Origin of the sequence: Paucidesulfovibrio longus DSM 6739 (genome assembly GCF_000420485.1) — a bacterium.
GTDB classification, from domain to species: Bacteria; Desulfobacterota; Desulfovibrionia; order Desulfovibrionales; family Desulfovibrionaceae; genus Paucidesulfovibrio; species Paucidesulfovibrio longus.
On record NZ_ATVA01000015.1, the window covers coordinates 233,428 to 252,439 of the forward strand.

The window sequence follows — 19,012 nt, forward strand, 5'->3', positions numbered from 1 at the left end:
CTTGCAATGTTCTGCGGGAACGGATCGCCGCCCCCCGTGCACATCGCTACCGCCCGAAGCCGCTGCTGTCAACGCGGGCCGAATATTTCACGCTTTTCGTGGACATGCGATTTCCTTTTTTGTAAATTGCATCTCGCTCTCGGAGGGCTTCGCCGTTCTTCCGAGCTTTTTTTGCTCCTCACGCATGTTCTGCTTTGACCTTTTTTACAATTTTGCTTACTAACTGCTTCCGCGACTTCCAACTACACGCAATACCGGAGGCTGAAGGGACGCATGTCTGACAACATCACGCAAAAGCCGATCGAGCCGCACGAGCTGGCCGACGAAGTCACCAAGGAAGCCACGCCCATCTTCGACGCCCTGATGCGCTACAAGCACGTCATCGCCGGAGTCGCGGGAGTGGTGATCGCCGTCGCCGCCATCTACACAGGCGTGACGCTCTGGAACTCCTACACGCATTCCTCCGCCAAGGAGAAGCTGGGCAACATCCTGCTGACCACCAGCGCGCAGGAGCGCATCGACGCGCTGAAGGACTTTGTCGCGGACGCCCCCGAAGGCGTGCGCAACGGAGCCACCTTCGAGCTGGTGGGGGCGCAGATGCAGATGGGCCAGCTCGACGACGCGGTCCAGACCTGGGACCAGCTCATCGCGCGTCTCGAAAACCCTGAACTGCTGGCCCTGGCCAAGCTCGGCAAGGCCCGGACCCTGCTGCTCGCGGGCAAGGCCGAGGAAGCCCTGGCCATGGCCCAGGGGCTGCGCGCCGACACGCCGGAATCCTTTGCCGCCCCGGTGAACCGCATCGTGGCCGCGGCCGCGGAGCAGGCCGGGAACACCCAGGCCGCCCTGGAAGCCTATCAGGCGCTGCTCTCCGGCGGACAGACCGCGGACGCGGAATACCTCAAATACAAGATCAGTCGCCTTCAGGCCGCTCAATAGGCGAACTCCAACCCTGGGAGGGAATATGCCTCATCCACTCCTGGCCGCAGGGCCGGGCGAGACGCTCCTTCTTCTCGGCAACGAAGCCATCGTGCGCGGTGCCGTGGAAGCGGGCGTGAATTTCGTCAGTTGCTATCCCGGCACTCCGTCCTCGGAAGTGCCGGACACCTTTTTCCGCCTTTCCCCGGACGGCGCCTATACCTTCGAATATTCCGTCAACGAGAAGGTCGCCCTGGAAGTTGCGGGCGGCGCCACCCTCGGCGGGGCCATGACCCTGTGCACCATGAAGCACGTGGGCGTGAACGTCGCCGCCGACCCCCTGATGACCCTTGCCTACACGGGCACGCCCGGCGGGCTCGTGCTCCTTTCCGCGGATGATCCCGGCTGCCATTCCAGCCAGAACGAGCAGGACAACCGCTACTACGCCCGCCTCGCGGGCATGCCGGTTTTCGAGCCGTCCACGGCCCAGGAATGCAAGGACATGACCCGCGACGCGCTGCTGCTCTCCCGCAAGACCGGCTCGCCCGTGCTCCTGCGCACCACCACCCGCGTGAACCACCTGCGCGGCCCCGTGGTCTGCGGCCCTGTGAGCGCTCCGGCCAAGCCCGCAGGCTTCGCCAAGAACCCGTCGCTCTTCGTGCCCATTCCGGCCTTTGCCCGGCCCATGCACACCCGCCTCCTGGAGCGCATCGAAACCCTGCGGGCCGAGGCGGAAACCTCCGCCTACAATATGGTTTCCGGCCAGGGCAGCCTGGGCGTCATCGCCACGGGCATCAGCCGGGCCTACCTCCACGACGCCCTGCTGGACAGCGGTCTCACGGGCAAGGTCAAGGTGCTGGAGCTGGGCCAGAGCGCGCCCCTGCCGGAAAAGCTGGTGCTCGATTTCCTCTCCGGCCTGGACGCGGTCCTGGTGGCCGAGGAGCTGGAGCCCATCCTTGAAAACGAAGTGCGCGTCCTGGCGCAGAAGAACAAGCTCTCCCTGGCCGTCCACGGCAAGGAGATGCTGCCCCGCTTCGGCGAATTCAACACCGGGGTGCTGGCCGAGGCCGTCAAATCCCTCGCGGGCGAGGGCGAATTCGTCTGCGCCTCCTGCGAGCCCGCCGAGGGCCTGCCCATGCGCCCGCCGAACCTCTGCGCGGGCTGCCCGCACCGCGCCGCGTACTACGCGGTGCGCCAGGTCTTCGGCAACGACGCGGTCTATTCCTCGGACATCGGCTGCTACACCCTGGGAATCCTGCCGCCCCTGTCCTGCGCGGACTTCCTGCTCTGCATGGGCTCCAGCGTCAGCGCGGGTTCGGGCCTGTCCAAGGCCACGGGCCAGACCGTGGTGGCCTTCATCGGCGACTCCACCTTCTTCCATTCCGGCGTCACCGGCCTGATCAACGCCGTCTACAACGAGCACGACCTGCTCCTGGTGATCCTGGACAACCGCACCACGGCCATGACCGGACACCAGCCCAACCCCGGCGTGGACGCCACCAACCTGGGCGAAAATCCGTCCAAGGTGGACATCGAGGCGGTCTGCCGCGGCTGCGGCGTGACCAACCTCCTCAAGGTCAACCCGCTGAACGTGGAAAAGACCAAGGCCGCGCTCGAAGAGCTTCGCCGGGCCAAGGGCGTTCGCGTGCTGCTCACCGAGGAGCCCTGCCCGCTCTTCGCCCGCCGCGTCTACCGCAAGAAGCCCAAGATGGCGGCCTATGTGGATGCGGGCTACGACGCCTCCGAAGGCGTGCTGGAAAAGCTGGCCTGTCCCGCTTTCCGCCTCTGCGACGGCAAGATGTCCATCGACGAACTGATGTGCAACGGTTGCATGGTCTGCGTGCAGCTCTCCGAGAATATCAAGGCGCGCAAGAGGGGTGCATAGATGAGCAACGTCAAGCCGCTTCGCATCTTCATGACCGGCGTGGGCGGACAGGGAACCCTGACCGCCACCACCCTCCTGGCCAAGGCCGCGCTGCTGCGCGGTCTGCCCGTCACTTCCGGCGAAATCCACGGCATGGCCCAGCGCGGCGGCGTGGTGGAATCCACGCTGCTCATCGGGCTGAAAAGCCCCAAGATCGGGCCGGGCGAGGCCGACATCCTGCTCGGCTTCGAACCGCTGGAAAGCCTGCGCGCCCTGACCTATCTGCGGCGCGACGGGCTGGTCTTCTCCAGCTCCGAGGCCATTCCGCCCCTCTCCGTGGCCACGGGACAGCACGCCTGCCCCGATCTGGACGCCGTGCGCGCCCGCATCGCCGAATGGACCGGGAAAGCCTGGTACATTCCCTGCCAGACCATCGGCATCCAGGCCGGAGCCGCCCAGAGCGGCAACATCGCCCTGCTGGGCGCGGCCGCCGAAGGCGGCGCGTTTCCCTTCGGGCCGGACGCCCTGGAAGAAGCCATCAAGGCCGACATGAAGCCGAAGATCGCCGAAATCAACCTCAAGGCCCTGGAACTGGGCCGCAAAGCCGTGGCCTAAGGAGCGCATGTGGGCGTACCCGACCATCAGTATCTGCTCACGCTGAAGCACATCCTCGACGGCCTTGGCCGGGAGGGCGGCCTTGAGGAGAACCTCAACGGCCTGCTCAAGACCCTGGCCCAGGAAATCGGCTACATCCGCGCGTTTCTCGTGATCATGGATCCTGAGGACGAAAGCCTCAAGCTCTCGCTGACCTACAGCCCGTCCAAAGCCGACCCCGTGAGCTACACTCCGGGGCGCGGCGTGGTCGGCCAGGTGTTCCAGACGGGCAAGGCCGTGGTGGTTCAGCGCATGTCCGACAACCCGGACTTCCTGAACATCGCCTTCGGCCGCTCGGACGAGGAACTGACCCGGCTTTCCTTCATCTGCATCCCCGTGGTCAACCGCACGCGCGACAAGGACGAGATCCTCGGCGCGCTCAGCGTGGACCTGCCGCTCTTGCCAAGCGACGAGCTGGAAGGCCACAAGACCTTCCTGGAGGTGGTCGGCGCGACCATCGCGCATCAGGTGGCCGGGCTTCAGGAAGAAATGGCCATGCAGAAGCACCTGCTCAACCAGGGGCTCGCCGGCCTGCCCGAAGCGCAGCCGCCCAAGAACTTCGTGGCCGCGTCCAAATCCATGCGGCTCGTGCTGCGCCAGGCCCGGCAGGTCGCCCCCTCGCGCGCGACAGTGCTGCTGCGCGGCGAGTCCGGCACGGGCAAGGAACTGCTCGCCGAGGCCATCCATGCGGGCAGCCCGCGCTCGGAGCGCCCGCTGATCAAGCTCAACTGCGCGGCCCTGCCCGCGGAGCTGGTGGAAAGCGAACTTTTCGGCCACCAGAAAGGCGCGTTCACCGGGGCCTACCAGAACAAGCGCGGCCTTTTCGAGGTTGCCCACCAGGGCACGCTCTTTCTCGACGAGATCGGCGAGCTGTCCCTGGACGCCCAGGCCAAGGTGCTGCGCGCCATCCAGGAGAAGGAAATCACCCGCGTGGGCGGCGAGCTTCCCATCGCCGTGGACGCCCGGCTGATCTGCGCGACGCACCAGCCCCTGGAAGACCTCATCGCCCAGGGGCGCTTCCGCGAAGACCTCTATTACCGGATCAACGTCTTCCCGGTCTTCATTCCGCCCCTCAAGGAGCGGCGCGAGGACATACTGCCCCTGGCCGAATTCTTCCTCCAGGATTTTTCCGAGGAGTACGGCAAGCAAATCCGGCGCATCTCCACCCCGGCCATCGAGCTGCTGAGCATGTACCACTGGCCCGGCAACGTCCGCGAACTGCGCAACTGCGTGGAACGCGCCGTGCTCGTCTGCGAGGAGGAGGTCATCCGCACCTACCACCTGCCGCCCACGCTCCAGACCGCGGAAAGCTCCTCCACGGAGATCAACCTCTCCTTCGGCGAGGCCGTGGGCAAGTTCGAGCAGGAACTGCTCGTGGACGCCCTGAAGAAGAGCCGGGGCAACATGCTCCAGGCCGCGCGCGACCTGCGCGTTTCCTACCGCATCGTGAACTACAAGGTGAAGAAGTACGGACTGGACGTGAAGCGCTTTGCAGGCGGCAAACTGCGCAAGAAGTAGCGTGAATACGTCAAGCTCCGGCTCGTCGCCCGCACTTCGCGGCGCTCTCGCGGCGTTGGCCGCCACCGTGATCTGGTCCGGGAACTTCATCGTGGCGAGGGGCGTGGCCGACGCCGTGCCCCCGGCCACGCTGGCGTTCTGCCGCTGGAGCGTGGCCTTTCTGGCCCTGCTGCCCTTTGCCGCCCGCTCGCTGCGCCGGGAAATGCCGACGCTGCTGGCCCACAAGGGCTACGTCGCGGCCACGGCCCTGCTCGGGGTCACGGTCTTCAATACCTTGATCTACGTGGCCGGGCATACCACCGAGGCGCTGAACCTCTCGCTGATTTCCACCTTCATTCCGGCGTTCATCCTGGTTCTCGCGCGCGTCTTTCTGGGCGAGGCGCTGACCCCGGCCCGTCTCGGCGGCCTGCTTGCGGCGGTCTGCGGAGTGGTGCTGTTGATCACGCGCGGCCAACCGACCCTGCTGCTCTCCATCCGCCCCAATCCCGGCGACCTCTGGATGCTGCTGGCAGCGCTTCTCTTCGCAGGCTATTCCATTCTGGTGCGCCGCAAGCCCCGCGACATCGGCCCCACGGCGCTGCTGGGGGCCAGCTTCGGCCTGGGGCTGGCCCTGCTCGCCCCCTGGACCGCCCTGGAACTGGCGCTCGGCGCGACCGCGCACTTCGACCTCAGGATCGTAAGCGCCATCCTCTACATCGGCCTGGGCGCGTCTCTCGCGGCCTACTGGCTCTGGTCCTACGCTCTGGGCAGCATCGGCCCGTCCAAGGCAGGCATCATCTACTACTCGTTGCCGCTTTTCTGCGGAATCGAGGCCTCCCTGCTGCTCGGCGAACCCGTGACCTGGGTGCATTTCGCCTCCGGCGGCCTGATCATCGGCGGCATCTGGACGGCGACCCGGCACTGAGCCACGGACGTGGAAACCGGACGCGGAAGCCGGACCCCGCAAGCGCGATCCGGCTTCAAGACGCGCGAAAACCGCGCACGTATTCGCTTCCCGGCGCGATTTCCCCGCTCTAGAAGGCGTCCTTGAGGGTGTCGATAAAGTCCTCGACAGCTTTGACGCCGCCCTTTGCCGAATCTTCCACCGCGCCGCCCACGGCATCGGATCCGCTTTGAATGGCATCCTGTCCGCCTTCGACAACGCCCTTGGCCGCGCTTCGGGCAACATCGGCCCCTGTTCCCAACACCGTGCCCACGGCCTCTGCGCCGCCCTTGACCACGCCGCCCAGCAGCCCCACGGCCCCGCGCGCCACGCTGGCCGCGTATTCCTCGGCGCTGACGCGGTAGCGCGGTTCGTCGAGCGTGCCCGTGATGCGCACAGGCACGGGAATGCCGTAATATTCGTCGCAGGGCGCGCCGCCCTGGCCGCTTGCGTCGGGCACGGCCATGGCCCGCACGAGATAATCGATGCCGCCGTCAGGGAGATTGACGAATCCGGCTCCTCCGGCGCGCAGTCCCGGAGCCTTGACGCAGAGATCGTCGCAATTCACCCGGCCCTTGCGGGCTACCACCGTGCCCGTGACCTCGCCGAACCTGGTGCTGTCGTCCCGGCCCCCCTCCAGCACCGCCGTGGTCAGCTTGTCCACCACGGTGAGCATCTCGAAGAGGTCCAGACCGGGATACTCGCCATCGCGCACCGCGAAGCCCGCCGAGCCGCTGAAGCTGCGCTTGAAACGCTCCGCATCCAGACCTGTCCAGGTCAGAGGTTCGATGGTCCGCATGGTCAAGGTGCCCCGCGCATCTTCGATTCCGGCAAAACGCTGGAGCAGCGGCCCCAGGGCGAGCGCGCGCACCGTGGCGGTCAGGCTGTTGGCTCCCTCCCCTTGCGCGTCCAGCTTCCAGGCCAATTCCAGGTGGCCCTTGTCCAGGGAGACGCGGCAGGGGTCCAATTCCGCCACGCCGTCCCTCGCGTGCAGGACGCCCTTGATGTCGGCGAAGGACAAGCCCTGCCAGGTCAGCACGCCCACCTCGACATCCATGTCCGCACGCATGGTGCGGAATTGGGTCAGGAAATCGGATTGTCCGGATTCCTCATTCCCGTCCTGTGCCGTCGCGTTGGCCTCGCCGCCCCCGGCAGAGCCGTGAGTCTGCGCGCTTGCAGCCGCTTCCGCGTCCTTTGCCGCCTCTGCTTTCGGCGGCAGATAGCGGTCAATATCCAGCCGGTCCGCCTTCAGAACGACGTCATACACCGCGGGGTCGGTCCGCATGCGCAGCCGCCCCTTCAGGGAACTGCCGTCGAGCAGCAGCTCGAAATCCGGCACGTCCACGTTGCCCGGCGCGTAGCTGAATTCCACGGTTCCGTGCAAATCCGTCAGGGCCTTGGGGTCTGTGGTTTCCGGCAGTTTCAGGGGAACAAGATCCCCCAGGGCCTGGGAGAGCCTGCGCAGGTCCAGATGCTCCAAAGCCAGCTTGCCGGATGCTTCCGGAGCCTCCCGCAGATTCGCAGCGGACAGGGAGCCGGACACGCCGCCGCCGGGCGCGGCAAGCCCGAACGAATCCGCACGCACGCCGAACGTGTGCAGGTCGCCGAAGACCTTGCCCGTGACCAGACGATATTCGTCTTCGCCCCGCGTCAGGCGAACGTCCAGCGGCTCCACGGCCACGACTCCGCGCTTGGCGTGCAGGGCCAGCCGCAGGCCCGCAATATCCATCTTGCCGACGTGCAGCCTATTGATTCCCAACGTGGTCCGCAGTTCCATCTTCCTTACGCTGGTCAGCCACTGCGGCTCGGAAGCGGTGCTGGTGGCGTTGCCGCCCGCTTCCGCCACGGGCCGGCCCGCATCCGCGTCGATGGGAGTCCAGCTCTGCCCTGCGTCCGCAGCGTCCGTCGCGTTCGGTTCCGGAGAAGACGGAGGCAGGTAGCGATCCAGGTCGAAATGCTCGCCATCCAGGACCAGCAGATAGTCGGGCTGATCCAGACGGGCCGATGCGCTTCCTTCCAGATGTTGCCCGTCCAGGTCCAGGGCGAGAAACGGCAGGTTCAGACGGTCCGGGAGCATGTCGAAACGGAGCGTCGCCCCCAGAGCGCTCAGGGCGGCGGGGTCCGCGGTTTCCGGCGGCTGCGCGCCCAGCGCCGCGAGCACGTAACGGGGATTGCAGTTCTTGAGCTCCAGCACGCCGCTGACCGCCGGAGCCGTTTGCAGGTCGCGCACGGAAAAGGAACCGCTGACCTGGGCCTCGTAGCCGAGGACGGTGAAGGCGGATGCGCTGGCCGTGCCCTTGTCCAGGTCGGCCCGCAGCTGATCCACGGCAAGGCTGATTTCCGCAGCGCCTCCGGGCAGGTCCGCGCCCTCGGCGCGAAGCGCCAAGGTCAGGCGCGGCACCGCGAACTGGCTGCGGTCCAGGTCGAAGGCAAGATTTCCGGCGAGCTTGAAACGCCCGGCCAGTTTCGGATCGTCGAGTCCGAAACCGAATTCGGCCTCCACATCCAGGGGAGCCCCGTAGCGCACCTCGCCCACATGCAGGCTGCCGCCGGAAAGCTCATAGCGGACGGCAGCGGATTGATCATCCCAGACAAGGCGGACATTCTCCGCGCTCAGGCCGTCCAGGCTGGCGTCGGTCAGGCGAAAGGAACCGGACGGAACCTCGTCCGAGGGCGCGTCGGCAGCGCTTTCCTGGGCGACCACGCCGCCCTTCACGGAATCCCCAGCAGTTCCGGACTGGGCTGGGGCCTCGCTTCGGCGCTCCGCAAGCTCCAAGAGGTCGTCCCAGTTGGTCCGGCCCTCTGCGTTGCGGGCCAGCAGCAATTCCAGCCCGTCCACCTCCACGCCCCCGACGCGCAGCTCGCCGGACAACAGCGGCAACAGCTGAAGCCCCACGGATACGCGGCCCACCCGCAGCATGGGCTCCTCGCCGAACCCCTGCGCGTTGCCGAGGGTCACGTTTTCGGCCTCCACGGCCAGCCAGGGAAAGATCGAAAGCTCCAAAGGTCCGGCCAGGAGCAGCTCCCGCCCGGTCTGCTCGCGCACGAGTTCCGCCACTTGGCCTCGATAGTCGTTGGGATCGAAAAGCGCCGCGAACACGGCAAGACCGGCCACGCAAAGGCCCGCCAGGATCAAGGCGATCTTGAACAGTATCTTGAGAAATCTCACACTATTTCTCCTGATGCACAGGATGAGGACATTGTGGCTTTCATGGCGGAATCACATGGATCGGCAAAAGACAGGAGAACGCGGAACACGGGAGCGCGAACCACCCGAAGCTTATTCCCGCTCCGGCCTTCGCATCAACGCAAGAATCGCCCGCAGCTCTGAGGCGGCTTCGCGCAGCAGAAGCGATTCCCTCGGCTGCGGCATCTGAACCGGGCCGGGCGGCGAGACGCCGTCTGCACGGGGTTCCCCCTCTTCCAGACGTTTGCGCGCCCCCTCAAGGGTCAGCCCTTCGTCGTAAAGCAGGGATTTGATGAGGCGCAGCAGACCGAGATGCTCCTCGGTGTACAGGCGCTGGCCGGATGCCGTGCGCACGGGCACAAGCTGCTCGAACTGGCTTTCCCAGAAGCGAAGCACCGACGTTTTGACGCCCAGTTCCTGGGCCGCCTCGCCGATCCGGTAGCGTTTGAACTTGCCGAGATCGTTCATGCCCGATCCATATCAGAGAGCCGCAGACGGGGAAAGTGTTCTCCCGCCGCGAAAAGCAAAAGGCCCGCGCGGAGAACGTCCGCGCGGGCCTATCAGGTCTTGTCGAGAGCCCTCTAGAGCGAAACGCCGAGCTTGTTCACGAGATTCTGCACAAGCTGGTTGTGAACCTTGTCCACTTCCTTGTCCTTGAGGGTCTTGCTGGCATGGCGGTAGATCATCCGGAAGGAGAGGTTGCGCGTCTCGCCTTTTTCGTCCGGAACATACACGGCCACCAGGGCCGAGGATTCCAGCAGGGCCGGACGGTCGGCGTTCACGGCATCGAGAACCGCGCCCACGGTGAGGGTGCGCGGCGCCTGGAAGGTCACGTCGCGGCGCACGGCCGGGAGCTTGGGCAGCTCGCTGAAACGCACGGCATTGGCGGCCATGAGTTCCGCCAGGAGATCGGCGTCGAGTTCCGCGAGCCAGACTTCCTTGCGGGCGTGATAGTTGTCCGCGATTTCCGGCTTGACCTTGCCGATGACGCCCAGGGCGCGCCCGGCCAGGGTCACGTCCACGCAGGGCTCCAGGAAGGAATGCTCCGCAGCGTTGGCGAAGGCGGCCGCGCCAAGCTTGAACTGGTCGAGCAGCTGCTCCACCAACCCCTTGATGTCCAGGTAGTCGATGTCTGCCTGGGTCCAGGGCCAGTCCTCGGCAAAGCGGCTTCCGTAAAGGATCATGCCCAGACGGTTCTGCTCGCGGGTTTCCGTATCCGAAGCCGGATCAGCCTGGAATATCTTTGCGATTTCAAAGAGGCGCAGGCGGTTGTTGCTCTGGGCAACGTTGTTCCTGAGGCTGTTCAAAAGCCCAGGGGCAAGGGCCGTGCGCAGCACGTTCTGGTCTTCGGAGAGCGGGTTGGCCACGGCCACGCGGCCCTCGGCGGGCAATCCCAGAAGGTCCAGGTCGCCCTGGCCCGTGAAGCTGTAGTTGATGGCCTCGCGCAGGCCGACTCCGCGCGCCCAGGTCTTGAGCATGCGGTTCACGCCGTAGGGCGTGTCGCGGGTAATGCGGGCTTGGGTGGACTTGGAGATGCGGGGCAGCTTCTCCGGAATGCGGTCCATGCCGTGCACGCGGGCCACTTCCTCGAAGAGATCCACTTCGCGCTCCAGGTCGAGCCGGTGCGACGGGCTGCTCACCGCCCAGGAAGCGTCGTCCGAAGCGTCCACGGCGCAGCCCATGCCCTCGAGCACCTGCTTGCAGAACGCGGGCTCGAAGTCGATGCCGATGAGCGAATTGAGGCGCTTGCGGCGGAAGATATGGTGCCGCTCCAGCCAGGGCCGGGGTTCGCCCACGGAAACATGCGGCAGCACCTGCGCGCCGGAAAGCTCGGCCATGAGCTGGGCCGCGCGGGCCGTGGCATACGGGGTGTTCGCCTGGTCCACGCCGCGCTCGAAGCGGTAGGAGGCTTCGGAATGCAGCGCAAGGCGGCGGGCGGTCTTGCGGATCGTTCCGGGCCGGAACACCGCGCCTTCGAGCAGAACGTTGCTGGACTGATCGTTGATCTCGGTGTCCAGTCCGCCCATGACGCCAGCCAGGGCCACGGGGCGCTCACCGTCCCAGATGAGCAGATCGGAGGCGAGCAGCTTGCGCTGCTGTCCGTCCAGGGTGGTCAGGGTCATGCCCTCGCTGGCCGGGGCGATGCGGACGCGGTCGCCCTTCATCAGATCCCAGTCAAAGGCGTGCAGGGGCTGGCCCAGTTCCATGAGAATATAGTTGGTCACGTCCACGAGATTGCTGATGGCCCGGACGCCCACGGCGTGCAGGCGATAGCGCAGCCAGTACGGGGACGGGCCGATCTTCGCTCCGCGCAGATAGCGGGCGGAATACATCGGGCAAAGCTCGGGATCGTCGATGACGATCTCGGCGAAGGGGCGATGGGCCTCGCCGCCCTCGACGAGCTTCAGCTCCGGCAGCGTCAGAGGAAGATTGAAGGCCAGCGCCGTCTCGCGGGCGATGCCGAGGTGCGAGAGACAGTCGGCCCTGTTGGGCGTGATGTCGATATCCAGGACTTCCCGCTCGGCGCCCACGGCGTCCAGGAACAGGTCGCCGGGCCGCGAGTTCTCCGGCAGGACCAGAATCCCGCTGTGGTCCTCGGAAAGGCCCATCTCCCGTTCGGAGAGGATCATGCCGTTGGACGGCTTGCCGCGCAGCTTGGCCTTCTTGAGCTTCAGGCCGCCGGGCAGGGTCGTGCCGACCTTGGCCACGGCGACTTTCTGGCCCTTGGCCACGTTGGGCGCGCCGCAGACGATGTCGAGCACTTCGTCGCCGACGTCCACCCGGCAGACCGAAAGATGGTCCGCTTCGGGGTGCGCATCGCACTCGGCCACGAAACCGACCACGATCCCGGCCAGCTCGGCAAAGGGGTCGCGGATTTCCTCCAGCTCCAGGCCGAGCATGGTCAGACGGTCGCCCAGAGCCTGGGCCTCGCCTTCATAGGGCGTGAATTCACGCAGCCAATTCAAACTGACAAGCATAAGCGCCTCGGAGATGCGAAATTAGCAGAACTGCTCAAGGAATCGTACGTCGTTCTCGAAGAACATGCGCAGGTCGCCGATGCCGTATTTGAGCATGGCCACGCGCTCGACGCCGAGACCGAAGGCGAACCCCTGAATTTCTTCGGGATCATAGCCCACGGACTTGAACACGTTGGGGTCGATCATGCCGCAGCCGAGGATTTCCACCCAGCCGGTGCCCTTGCAGACGCGGCAGGTGTTCCCGTCCTTCTCGCCCTTGCCCCCGCAGTTGAAGCAGGAAATGTCCACTTCGGCGCTGGGTTCCGTAAAGGGGAAGAAGCTCGGCCGGAAGCGCACGCTGACGTCCGCGCCGAAAAGCTGGCGCACGAAGGAGGCCAGGGTTCCGCGCAGGTCGGCCATGCTCACGTTCTTGTCCGCGAGGAAGCCCTCGATCTGATGGAACATGGGCGTGTGGGTCAGGTCGGAGTCGCGGCGGTAGACGCGGCCCGGCGCGACGGCGGCCACGGGCGGCTTGCGGTCCAGCATGGTGCGGATCTGGAGCGAGGAGGTATGCGTGCGCAGCAAAATGCGGTCGGAAACGTAGAGCGTGTCCTGCATGTCGCGGGCCGGGTGGTCCGGGGGCATGTTCAGGGCCTCGAAGTTGTACCAGTCGTTTTCGACCTCAGGCCCGGAGACGACCTCGAAACCGAGTCCGGTGAAGACGTCGCAGATTTCGTCCATGACCAGGGTCACGGGATGCAGGGAACCGGCCCAGGGCTTGCGTCCGGGCAGGGTGGGATCGAAGCGGGAAAGGCCCTCGTCGGTTTCGGCCCGTTCCAGCCTTTTCTGGCGGGATTCGAGCTGCTCCGTGAGCGCCGTCTTGACTTCGTTGGCCTTTTTTCCGGCTGCGGGCTTGTCTTCGTCGGAAAGCTCGCGCAGGTCCGCCATGATGGCGGCCAGGCGGCCCTTGCGGCCGAGGAACTCGATCTTGAGTTCCTCCAGCTCCTTCAAAGAGCGAGCCTGACCCGCTTTCGGTTCACAATCGCGGGCCAGGCTCTCAAGTCCTTCAATAAAGGACTGCAATTCTTTGGACATGCTAGTTCAGATGGGCTTTGGCCTGCTCGGCGACTTTGGCGAAGATGTCCTTGTCGCGAACCGCCATGTCGGCGAGAACTTTGCGGTTCAGCTCGATGCCGGCCAGCTTGAGGCCATTGATGAACTTGCTGTAGGACAGGCCGTGCAGGCGAGCGGCGGCGTTGATGCGCACGATCCACAGCTTGCGGAACTCGCGCTTGCGCTCCTTGCGGCCGCGGAAAGCCATGCAGAGCGCTTTCTCGACGCGTTCCCGCGCGGTACGGTACAGGCGGCTGCCCGCTCCGCGGTAGCCCTTTGCCATCTTCAAATATTTCTTATGGCGACGACGGGCCGCCATGCCTCTCTTGACTCTCATTCAAGCCTCCATCTCTTCGTACCTGCACCCTCCCTTGCGGGCGGCGGCAGGTGGACGTGTAACAGGTTGATCCGACCGTCAAGCCCGCAGGCTAGACGTAGGGCAGCAGACGACGGACAGCGCTCTCGTTGGTACGATCCACCAGGGTGGCCTGACCCAGACGACGCTTTCTCTTGGCGTTCTTCTTGGTCAGGATGTGGCGCAGGTTTTTCCTGCGGCGGCGAAACTTGCCGCTCCCGGTCTTCTCGAACCGCTTGGCAGCGCTCCGGTTGGTCTTGATCTTAGGCATGACATCCTCCTGGATTCCGGGCCGAGGCCCGGATCATTCTTCACGTTCGCTTTCCGGGACGCCCTTTCGGGCTCCAGGAAGAAGCGGACTACTTCTTCGAGGGTGTGAGCAGCATGGTCATGGTCCGCCCTTCCGCGGACGGCGGCTGATCCACCTTGGAGATTTCCTTCAAGTCCTCGATAACCCGCTCCAGAACCATAAGGCCCCTGTCCTTGTGCACGATCTCTCGTCCACGGAAGAACACGGTCACTTTGCAGCGGTCGCCTTTTTCGAGAAATTTGACAATGTTACGCAGCTTGGTCTGGTAGTCGTGGTCGTCGGTTTTCGGACGAAACTTGACTTCCTTGATCTGGATGACCGTCTGCTTTTTCTTGGCTTCCTGCTGTCGCTTCTGCTGCTGATACTTGAAACGGCCGTAGTCCATAATCCTACAGACAGGAGGATCGGCGGCTGCGGCGACCTCTACGAGGTCGAGACCTCGTTCGCGGGCCAAGTTCAAGGCTTCCTGGGTGGGCAGAATGCCCAGCTGGTTTCCTTCCTCGTCGACCACACGGACCTTGGGAATTCTGATCCGCTCATTGCGGCGGACGCCATCATCCTTACGCGGGAATCGGCGTTCCTGACGTCGAAAAGCTATAACTCATTCCTCCTCGTTCAAAGGGCTCACGGGCCGCGGCCAAAATCAGATCCGCAGCTTCCTCAAGCGACAACATGCCGGGATCGTCTCCGTCGCGCCAGCGAACGTTGACAGCCCCGGCTTCCTTTTCCTTGTCACCGACGACCAGCATGTACGGGATCTTCTCGACCTGAGCCTCCCGTACCTTGTATCCGAGTTTTTCGTTGCGGGTATCCGCCTCGACCCGAATGCCCTTTTGGGCCAGGACCGAGCGGACCTTTTCCGCAAACTCGTTCTGGGCGTCCGTAACGGTAAGCACCCGAGCCTGGACCGGGGCGAGCCACACCGGGAAAGCCCCGGCATAGTGCTCGATCAGCACGCCCAGGAACCTTTCGATGGAGCCCAGGATCACGCGGTGCAGCATGACGGGACGGTGGCGTGCTCCGTCATCGCCCACATATACCAAGTCGAATCGGTCTGGCAAGGTAAAATCACACTGGATCGTCGCGCATTGCCAGCGGCGCTCCAGGGCGTCCTTGATGATGATGTCGATCTTGGGACCGTAGAAGGCGCCGTCGCCCTCGTTGATGTCGTAGTCCCAGCCCATGGCCTCCAGGGCGTTTTTCAAGGCCTCGGTGGCGCGTTCCCAGTCCTCGTCCGAGCCGATGGACTTTTCGGGGCGCGTGGAAATTTCGGCCTCGAACTCGAAGCCGAAAAGGCCCATGACGTCCTTGACGAAGGTGGCCACGCCGATGATCTCGTCCTGGAGCTGGTCCGGGCGGCAGAGCAGATGCGCGTCGTCCTGGGTGAAGGAGCGCACGCGCAAAAGGCCGTGCAGCACGCCGGATTTCTCGTGGCGGTGGACCACGCCGTGCTCGAAGTAGCGGATGGGCAGATCGCGATAGCTGCGGATCCGCGACTTGTAGATGAGCATGTGCGACAGGCAGTTCATGGGCTTGATGCCGTAGGCCTGCTCGTCGATCTCAGTGAAATACATGTTTTCGCGGTAGTTGTCGTAGTGGCCGGACTTCTCCCAAAGCTCGCGCTTGAGGATCAGCGGTCCCTGCACGAACTGGTAGCCGCGCTTGAGGTGCTCCTTCTTCTCGAAGTCCTCCAGGATGGCCCGCACCAGCGCGCCCTTGGGATGCCAGAGGATCATTCCGCCGCCCACGTCCTCGTGGATGGAGAAGAGGTCGAGCTGGGTGCCGAGCTTGCGGTGGTCGCGCTTCTTGGCCTCTTCCAGACGGTCCAGATACTGCTTGAGCTGCTTGGGGCTGGCCCAGGCCGTGCCGTAGATGCGCTGGAGCTGCTTGTTCTTCTCGTCGCCGCGCCAGTAGGCCCCGGCCACGGAGAGCAGCTTGAAGGCGTTGAGCAGGCCGGTCCGGGGCACGTGGGGGCCGCGGCAAAGATCCGTGAAGCTGCCGTGCTCGTAGATGGAGTAGACATCCGCGCCGAGGTCGTCGATGATCTCGCCCTTGTAGGATTCGCCCTGGGCCTCAAAAAAGGCCTTGGCCTCGGCCGCGCTCATTTCCCGGCGGGAAAAGGGCTTGTCCGCGCCGGCGGAACGGTTCATCTCCTCTTCGATCTTCTCCAGATCTTCGGGAGTGAAGGGGCGCTCGAAATCGAAATCATAATAAAAGCCGTTTTCCACGGACGGGCCGATGGTGACCTTCGCCTCCGGGAAGAGCTTCTTCACGGCCTCGGCCATGAGATGGGCCGTGGAATGGCGGATGATCTCAAGCCCGTCTTCGCTGTCCGCGAAGACGGGCTCGATGGTGGTGCAGGTTTCGGGCAGGGGAGTGGAAAGATCGAGAAGCGCGTCGCCGCAGCGGCAGACGACCGTATTCTTGAACTGCTTCTTGGACAGGCCTTGCTTGAGCGCTTCCCCGCAGGGGGCGCCGGCCTGGACTTCCACCGACTGACCGTTCACTTGGATCTGCACGTTTGATCTCCCGTCTTCTGAGCAGAAATCATCCAGTTCCCCTGCGCCTTGAAATACATATAATGGGGAGCATCCGAAGACGAAGGTTGTTAAACCCATGCACGCCCCCTGTCAAGCGCCGGAGCGGCCAGCCTGCTTTTGCCGCTGGTTTGCGCTTCATCTTCAAACATATTATTCTACCATTGCATATTCAACGCCGTTCGGTTAAGCGCCAGCTTCAACGCGAATCCTGCCGCCCGATGCGACGGCTTTGCACTTTTCTTGAACAGCACGAGGCGAAAATGAAAATCGGATACAAAATCACTTTTCTCGGCACAGATCTCGTCCTCGCTGTGACGCTTTGCGTTCTCACGGCCATGATCATCCGCCAGAACCTTCTGGCCGAACGGCTTGCGGCCATGGCCAAAGAGGACGTCGTCCAGGAGCTCATGCTCGCGGACAGCAACGTCATCAACCTGCTCAAGACCCAGAACGACACCCTGCTCCAGGATCTCGAAGGGCAGGTGAACACCTCGCGCATGCTGCTGCGCAAAAACGGCGCGCCGCGCCTCTCCGAGGAGACCGTGGCCTGGAACGCGGTCAACCAGGTCAGCAAGCAGGAAACCGAAATCCAGCTACCCAAGCTGCTGCTCGGCGACGAATGGATCGGCAAGACCGACGACTTCGGCACCTTCAGCCCGGTGGTGGACGAACTCACCGCGCTGACCGGAACCACCTGCACCATCTTCCAGCGCATGAACGACGCCGGAGACATGCTGCGCGTGGCCACCAGCGTCAAGAAGCTCGACGGCAAACGCGCGGTCGGCACCTACATTCCCGGCTCCAGCCCCGTGGCCCGCGCCCTGGTCGACGGCCAGACCTACCGGGGCCGCGCCTTCGTGGTCAACGACTGGTACCTGACCGTTTACGAACCCATCAAAAACCCCGAAGGCAGGATCATCGGCGCCCTCTATGTGGGCATCAAGCAAACCGGGGTCAAGGCGCTCATGGACGCCCTTCGTCAGACCACCGTCGGCAAGACGGGCGGCCTGATCGTGCTCGGCGCGGAGGGCCGGGACGAGGGCAAGGTGATCGTCAGCGCGGACCCGGCTCTGGCCGGTAAGACCCTCACGGGGCAAAAGCTCCCGGACGGACGGGACATCTACGCGGAAATGATCGCCAAGACCAAGCAGAACAACGGCGAACCCGTGAACTTCAGCTACTCTGCGGCCGGCAAGAACGGCACACCGGAACCGTACCTCGCCTCCGCGTCCCTTTTCGCCCCCTGGGGCTGGACCGTGATCGTCTCCGCTCCGCTTTCGGATTATGCCGCCCGCGTGCAGCATATCACGGAAGAACTGGACGGCATGCGTTCATGGGTGCTGATGCTTTCGGGGTTTTTCGCCCTTGTGGCCGTGCTGGCCAGCTTCCTCTTCTCCCGGACCCTGAGCAACCCCGTGCAGGCCGTGGTCGGCAGTCTGGAGGAGCTTGCCAACGGCGATACCCGCCGCGATCCGGACCAGAAGCTGGTGGCCCGCAAGGACGAGATCGGCATTCTTGCCCGCAGCGGCGTCCGGCTGCTTCTGGCGCAGCGCGAAAAGACCGCCGCCGCCAAGGCCATCGCCCGCGGCGATCTGGACACGAAAATCACCCCCGCGTCCGACCGCGACGAACTGGGCAAGGCCCTCTTGGAAATGCTCGAAAACCTGCGAGGACTCGTTTCCGAAATCCGCCGCTCCGCGGAAGGCATCGCCTCCAGTTCCCATCAGGTTTCGGCGGCGACCCAGGCCCTTTCCCAGGGAGCCACGCAACAAGCGGCATCCCTGGAGGAAATCACCAGCTCGTTGACGGAAATCGGCTCCCAGACCCAGGCCAACGCCGAACATGCCGTTACCGCCAACCGCTATACCTCCGAGGCCAGCGGCAACGCCGTCACCGGAAACGACGAGATGCGCCGCATGCTCGCGGCCATGTCCGAGATCAACGACACCAGCCGCAACATCGGCAGCATCATCAAGGTCGTGGACGAAATCGCCTTCCAGACCAACCTGCTCGCCCTCAACGCCGCTGTTGAGGCCGCCCGCGCCGGAACGCACGGCAAGGGCTTCGCCGTCGTGGCGGAGGAGGTCCGCAACCTCGCGGGACGCAGCGCCAAGGCCGCCCGCGAAACCGCGCAACTCATCGAAGGATCCATCGCCCAGGTGCAGCAGGGCTCCACGCTCTCGGACCGCACGGCGGCGCAGCTGGAAGCCATTTCCGCCGCCGTGGCCCAGGCCGCGGAAATCACCGAAGACATCGCCAAGGCCAGCTCGCAGCAGGCCGACGGCATCAGCCAAGTCAATGTGGGGCTGGCCCAGATCGAACAGGTCACGCACCAGAACACCGCCAGCGCCGAACAGACCGCTGCGGCCGCCTCGGAACTGGACGGACAGGCGCGTCGCCTGCGCGAGGCCGTTTCGCGCTTCCGCATGACGGACGACCGCGACGGCGCGGCGCAATGGACGAACCGCAACGCCCTGCCCTCTTCCGAGAACCAGGGCGAGGACGACGAGTCCGGCGAACCGAGGGAACGCGAAGACGGCTACGCATCCTGGTAAGCGGCCGTAAAAAAGACGGAAAAAGGCCCGCGCGCTTGTCGCTCGCGGGCCTTTTTCCGTTTGCGGGGCACAAAACGGATGCGGATTGCCTCCCTTGCCCCACTACACGATGTATAATCATC

14 protein-coding genes are annotated in these 19,012 nt (G+C 64.6%); 6 read left to right on the top strand and 8 right to left on the bottom strand.

Features of this window, described 5'->3' with window-relative positions; translation table 11 throughout:
* Window positions 1–273: 273 nt before the first annotated feature.
* The 5 genes from G452_RS0112130 to G452_RS0112150 are packed head-to-tail and all read left to right on the top strand — an operon-like array spanning window position 274 to window position 5,855.
* Window positions 274–936 (top strand): tetratricopeptide repeat protein, encoded by a 663-nt coding sequence (locus G452_RS0112130; protein WP_022662533.1) that lies wholly within the window; start codon window positions 274–276, stop codon window positions 934–936.
* Window positions 937–961: 25 nt separating this feature from the next.
* Window positions 962–2,800, top strand: coding sequence for an indolepyruvate ferredoxin oxidoreductase subunit alpha (gene iorA, locus G452_RS0112135; RefSeq protein ID WP_022662534.1), 1,839 nt, complete (start codon window positions 962–964; stop codon window positions 2,798–2,800).
* A complete protein-coding gene (locus G452_RS0112140) occupies window positions 2,801–3,394 on the top strand; it encodes an indolepyruvate oxidoreductase subunit beta (RefSeq protein WP_022662535.1) in 594 nt (197 codons plus the stop codon).
* Window positions 3,395–3,403: 9 nt separating this feature from the next.
* Window positions 3,404–4,951, top strand: a complete 1,548-nt coding sequence (locus G452_RS0112145) for a sigma-54-dependent Fis family transcriptional regulator (RefSeq protein ID WP_022662536.1) — start codon at window positions 3,404–3,406, stop codon at window positions 4,949–4,951.
* Between the two features lies 1 nt (window position 4,952).
* Entirely contained in the window at window positions 4,953–5,855 is a 903-nt protein-coding gene (locus G452_RS0112150; RefSeq protein WP_022662537.1) for a DMT family transporter, read from the top strand.
* A 109-nt stretch (window positions 5,856–5,964) separates the two neighbouring features.
* Here the strand turns inward: G452_RS0112150 and G452_RS0112155 are convergent, their stop codons facing one another.
* From G452_RS0112155 to thrS, 8 genes are all read right to left on the bottom strand, one after another.
* Complete coding sequence (locus G452_RS0112155) at window positions 5,965–9,042, bottom strand: AsmA family protein (protein ID WP_022662538.1); 3,078 nt, start codon at window positions 9,040–9,042, stop codon at window positions 5,965–5,967.
* 111 nt (window positions 9,043–9,153) lie between these two features.
* A complete protein-coding gene (locus tag G452_RS0112160) occupies window positions 9,154–9,528 on the bottom strand; it encodes a MerR family transcriptional regulator (RefSeq protein WP_022662539.1) in 375 nt (124 codons plus the stop codon).
* A 113-nt stretch (window positions 9,529–9,641) separates the two neighbouring features.
* Window positions 9,642–12,038, bottom strand: a complete 2,397-nt coding sequence (pheT, locus tag G452_RS0112165; RefSeq protein ID WP_022662540.1) for a phenylalanine--tRNA ligase subunit beta — start codon at window positions 12,036–12,038, stop codon at window positions 9,642–9,644.
* Between the two features lie 21 nt (window positions 12,039–12,059).
* Complete coding sequence (gene pheS / locus G452_RS0112170; RefSeq protein ID WP_022662541.1) at window positions 12,060–13,112, bottom strand: phenylalanine--tRNA ligase subunit alpha; 1,053 nt, start codon at window positions 13,110–13,112, stop codon at window positions 12,060–12,062.
* Between the two features lies 1 nt (window position 13,113).
* Window positions 13,114–13,467, bottom strand: a complete 354-nt coding sequence (gene rplT / locus G452_RS0112175) for a 50S ribosomal protein L20 (RefSeq protein WP_022662542.1) — start codon at window positions 13,465–13,467, stop codon at window positions 13,114–13,116.
* A 91-nt stretch (window positions 13,468–13,558) separates the two neighbouring features.
* Window positions 13,559–13,756 (bottom strand): 50S ribosomal protein L35, encoded by a 198-nt coding sequence (gene rpmI / locus G452_RS0112180; RefSeq protein WP_022662543.1) that lies wholly within the window; start codon window positions 13,754–13,756, stop codon window positions 13,559–13,561.
* Window positions 13,757–13,844: 88 nt separating this feature from the next.
* Window positions 13,845–14,393 carry a translation initiation factor IF-3 gene (gene infC / locus G452_RS0112185; protein WP_081650592.1) on the bottom strand — a complete coding sequence of 183 codons (549 nt, stop codon included), beginning with the start codon at window positions 14,391–14,393 and terminating at the stop codon, window positions 13,845–13,847.
* Window positions 14,356–16,314 (bottom strand): threonine--tRNA ligase, encoded by a 1,959-nt coding sequence (gene thrS, locus G452_RS0112190; protein ID WP_022662545.1) that lies wholly within the window; start codon window positions 16,312–16,314, stop codon window positions 14,356–14,358. The genes infC and thrS overlap by 38 nt, the downstream gene beginning before the upstream one ends.
* A gap of 281 nt (window positions 16,315–16,595) precedes the next feature.
* On the opposite strand from thrS, the gene G452_RS20695 reads away from it, so the two are divergent.
* A complete protein-coding gene (locus G452_RS20695; protein ID WP_022662546.1) occupies window positions 16,596–18,890 on the top strand; it encodes a methyl-accepting chemotaxis protein in 2,295 nt (764 codons plus the stop codon).
* Window positions 18,891–19,012: the final 122 nt, after the last annotated feature.

Excerpts from the sequence above, each read along its gene's own strand:
- iorA (WP_022662534.1), top strand. The coding sequence starts at position 962 with ATGCCTCATCCACTCCTGGCCGCAGGGCCGGGCGAGACGCTCCTTCTT.
- G452_RS20695 (WP_022662546.1), top strand. The coding sequence starts at position 16,596 with ATGAAAATCGGATACAAAATCACTTTTCTCGGCACAGATCTCGTCCTC.
- G452_RS0112160 (WP_022662539.1), bottom strand. The coding sequence starts at position 9,528 with ATGAACGATCTCGGCAAGTTCAAACGCTACCGGATCGGCGAGGCGGCC.
- G452_RS0112130 (WP_022662533.1), top strand. The coding sequence starts at position 274 with ATGTCTGACAACATCACGCAAAAGCCGATCGAGCCGCACGAGCTGGCC.
- rpmI (WP_022662543.1), bottom strand. The coding sequence starts at position 13,756 with ATGCCTAAGATCAAGACCAACCGGAGCGCTGCCAAGCGGTTCGAGAAG.
- G452_RS0112140 (WP_022662535.1), top strand. The coding sequence starts at position 2,801 with ATGAGCAACGTCAAGCCGCTTCGCATCTTCATGACCGGCGTGGGCGGA.
- rplT (WP_022662542.1), bottom strand. The coding sequence starts at position 13,467 with ATGAGAGTCAAGAGAGGCATGGCGGCCCGTCGTCGCCATAAGAAATAT.
- pheT (WP_022662540.1), bottom strand. The coding sequence starts at position 12,038 with ATGCTTGTCAGTTTGAATTGGCTGCGTGAATTCACGCCCTATGAAGGC.
- pheS (WP_022662541.1), bottom strand. The coding sequence starts at position 13,112 with ATGTCCAAAGAATTGCAGTCCTTTATTGAAGGACTTGAGAGCCTGGCC.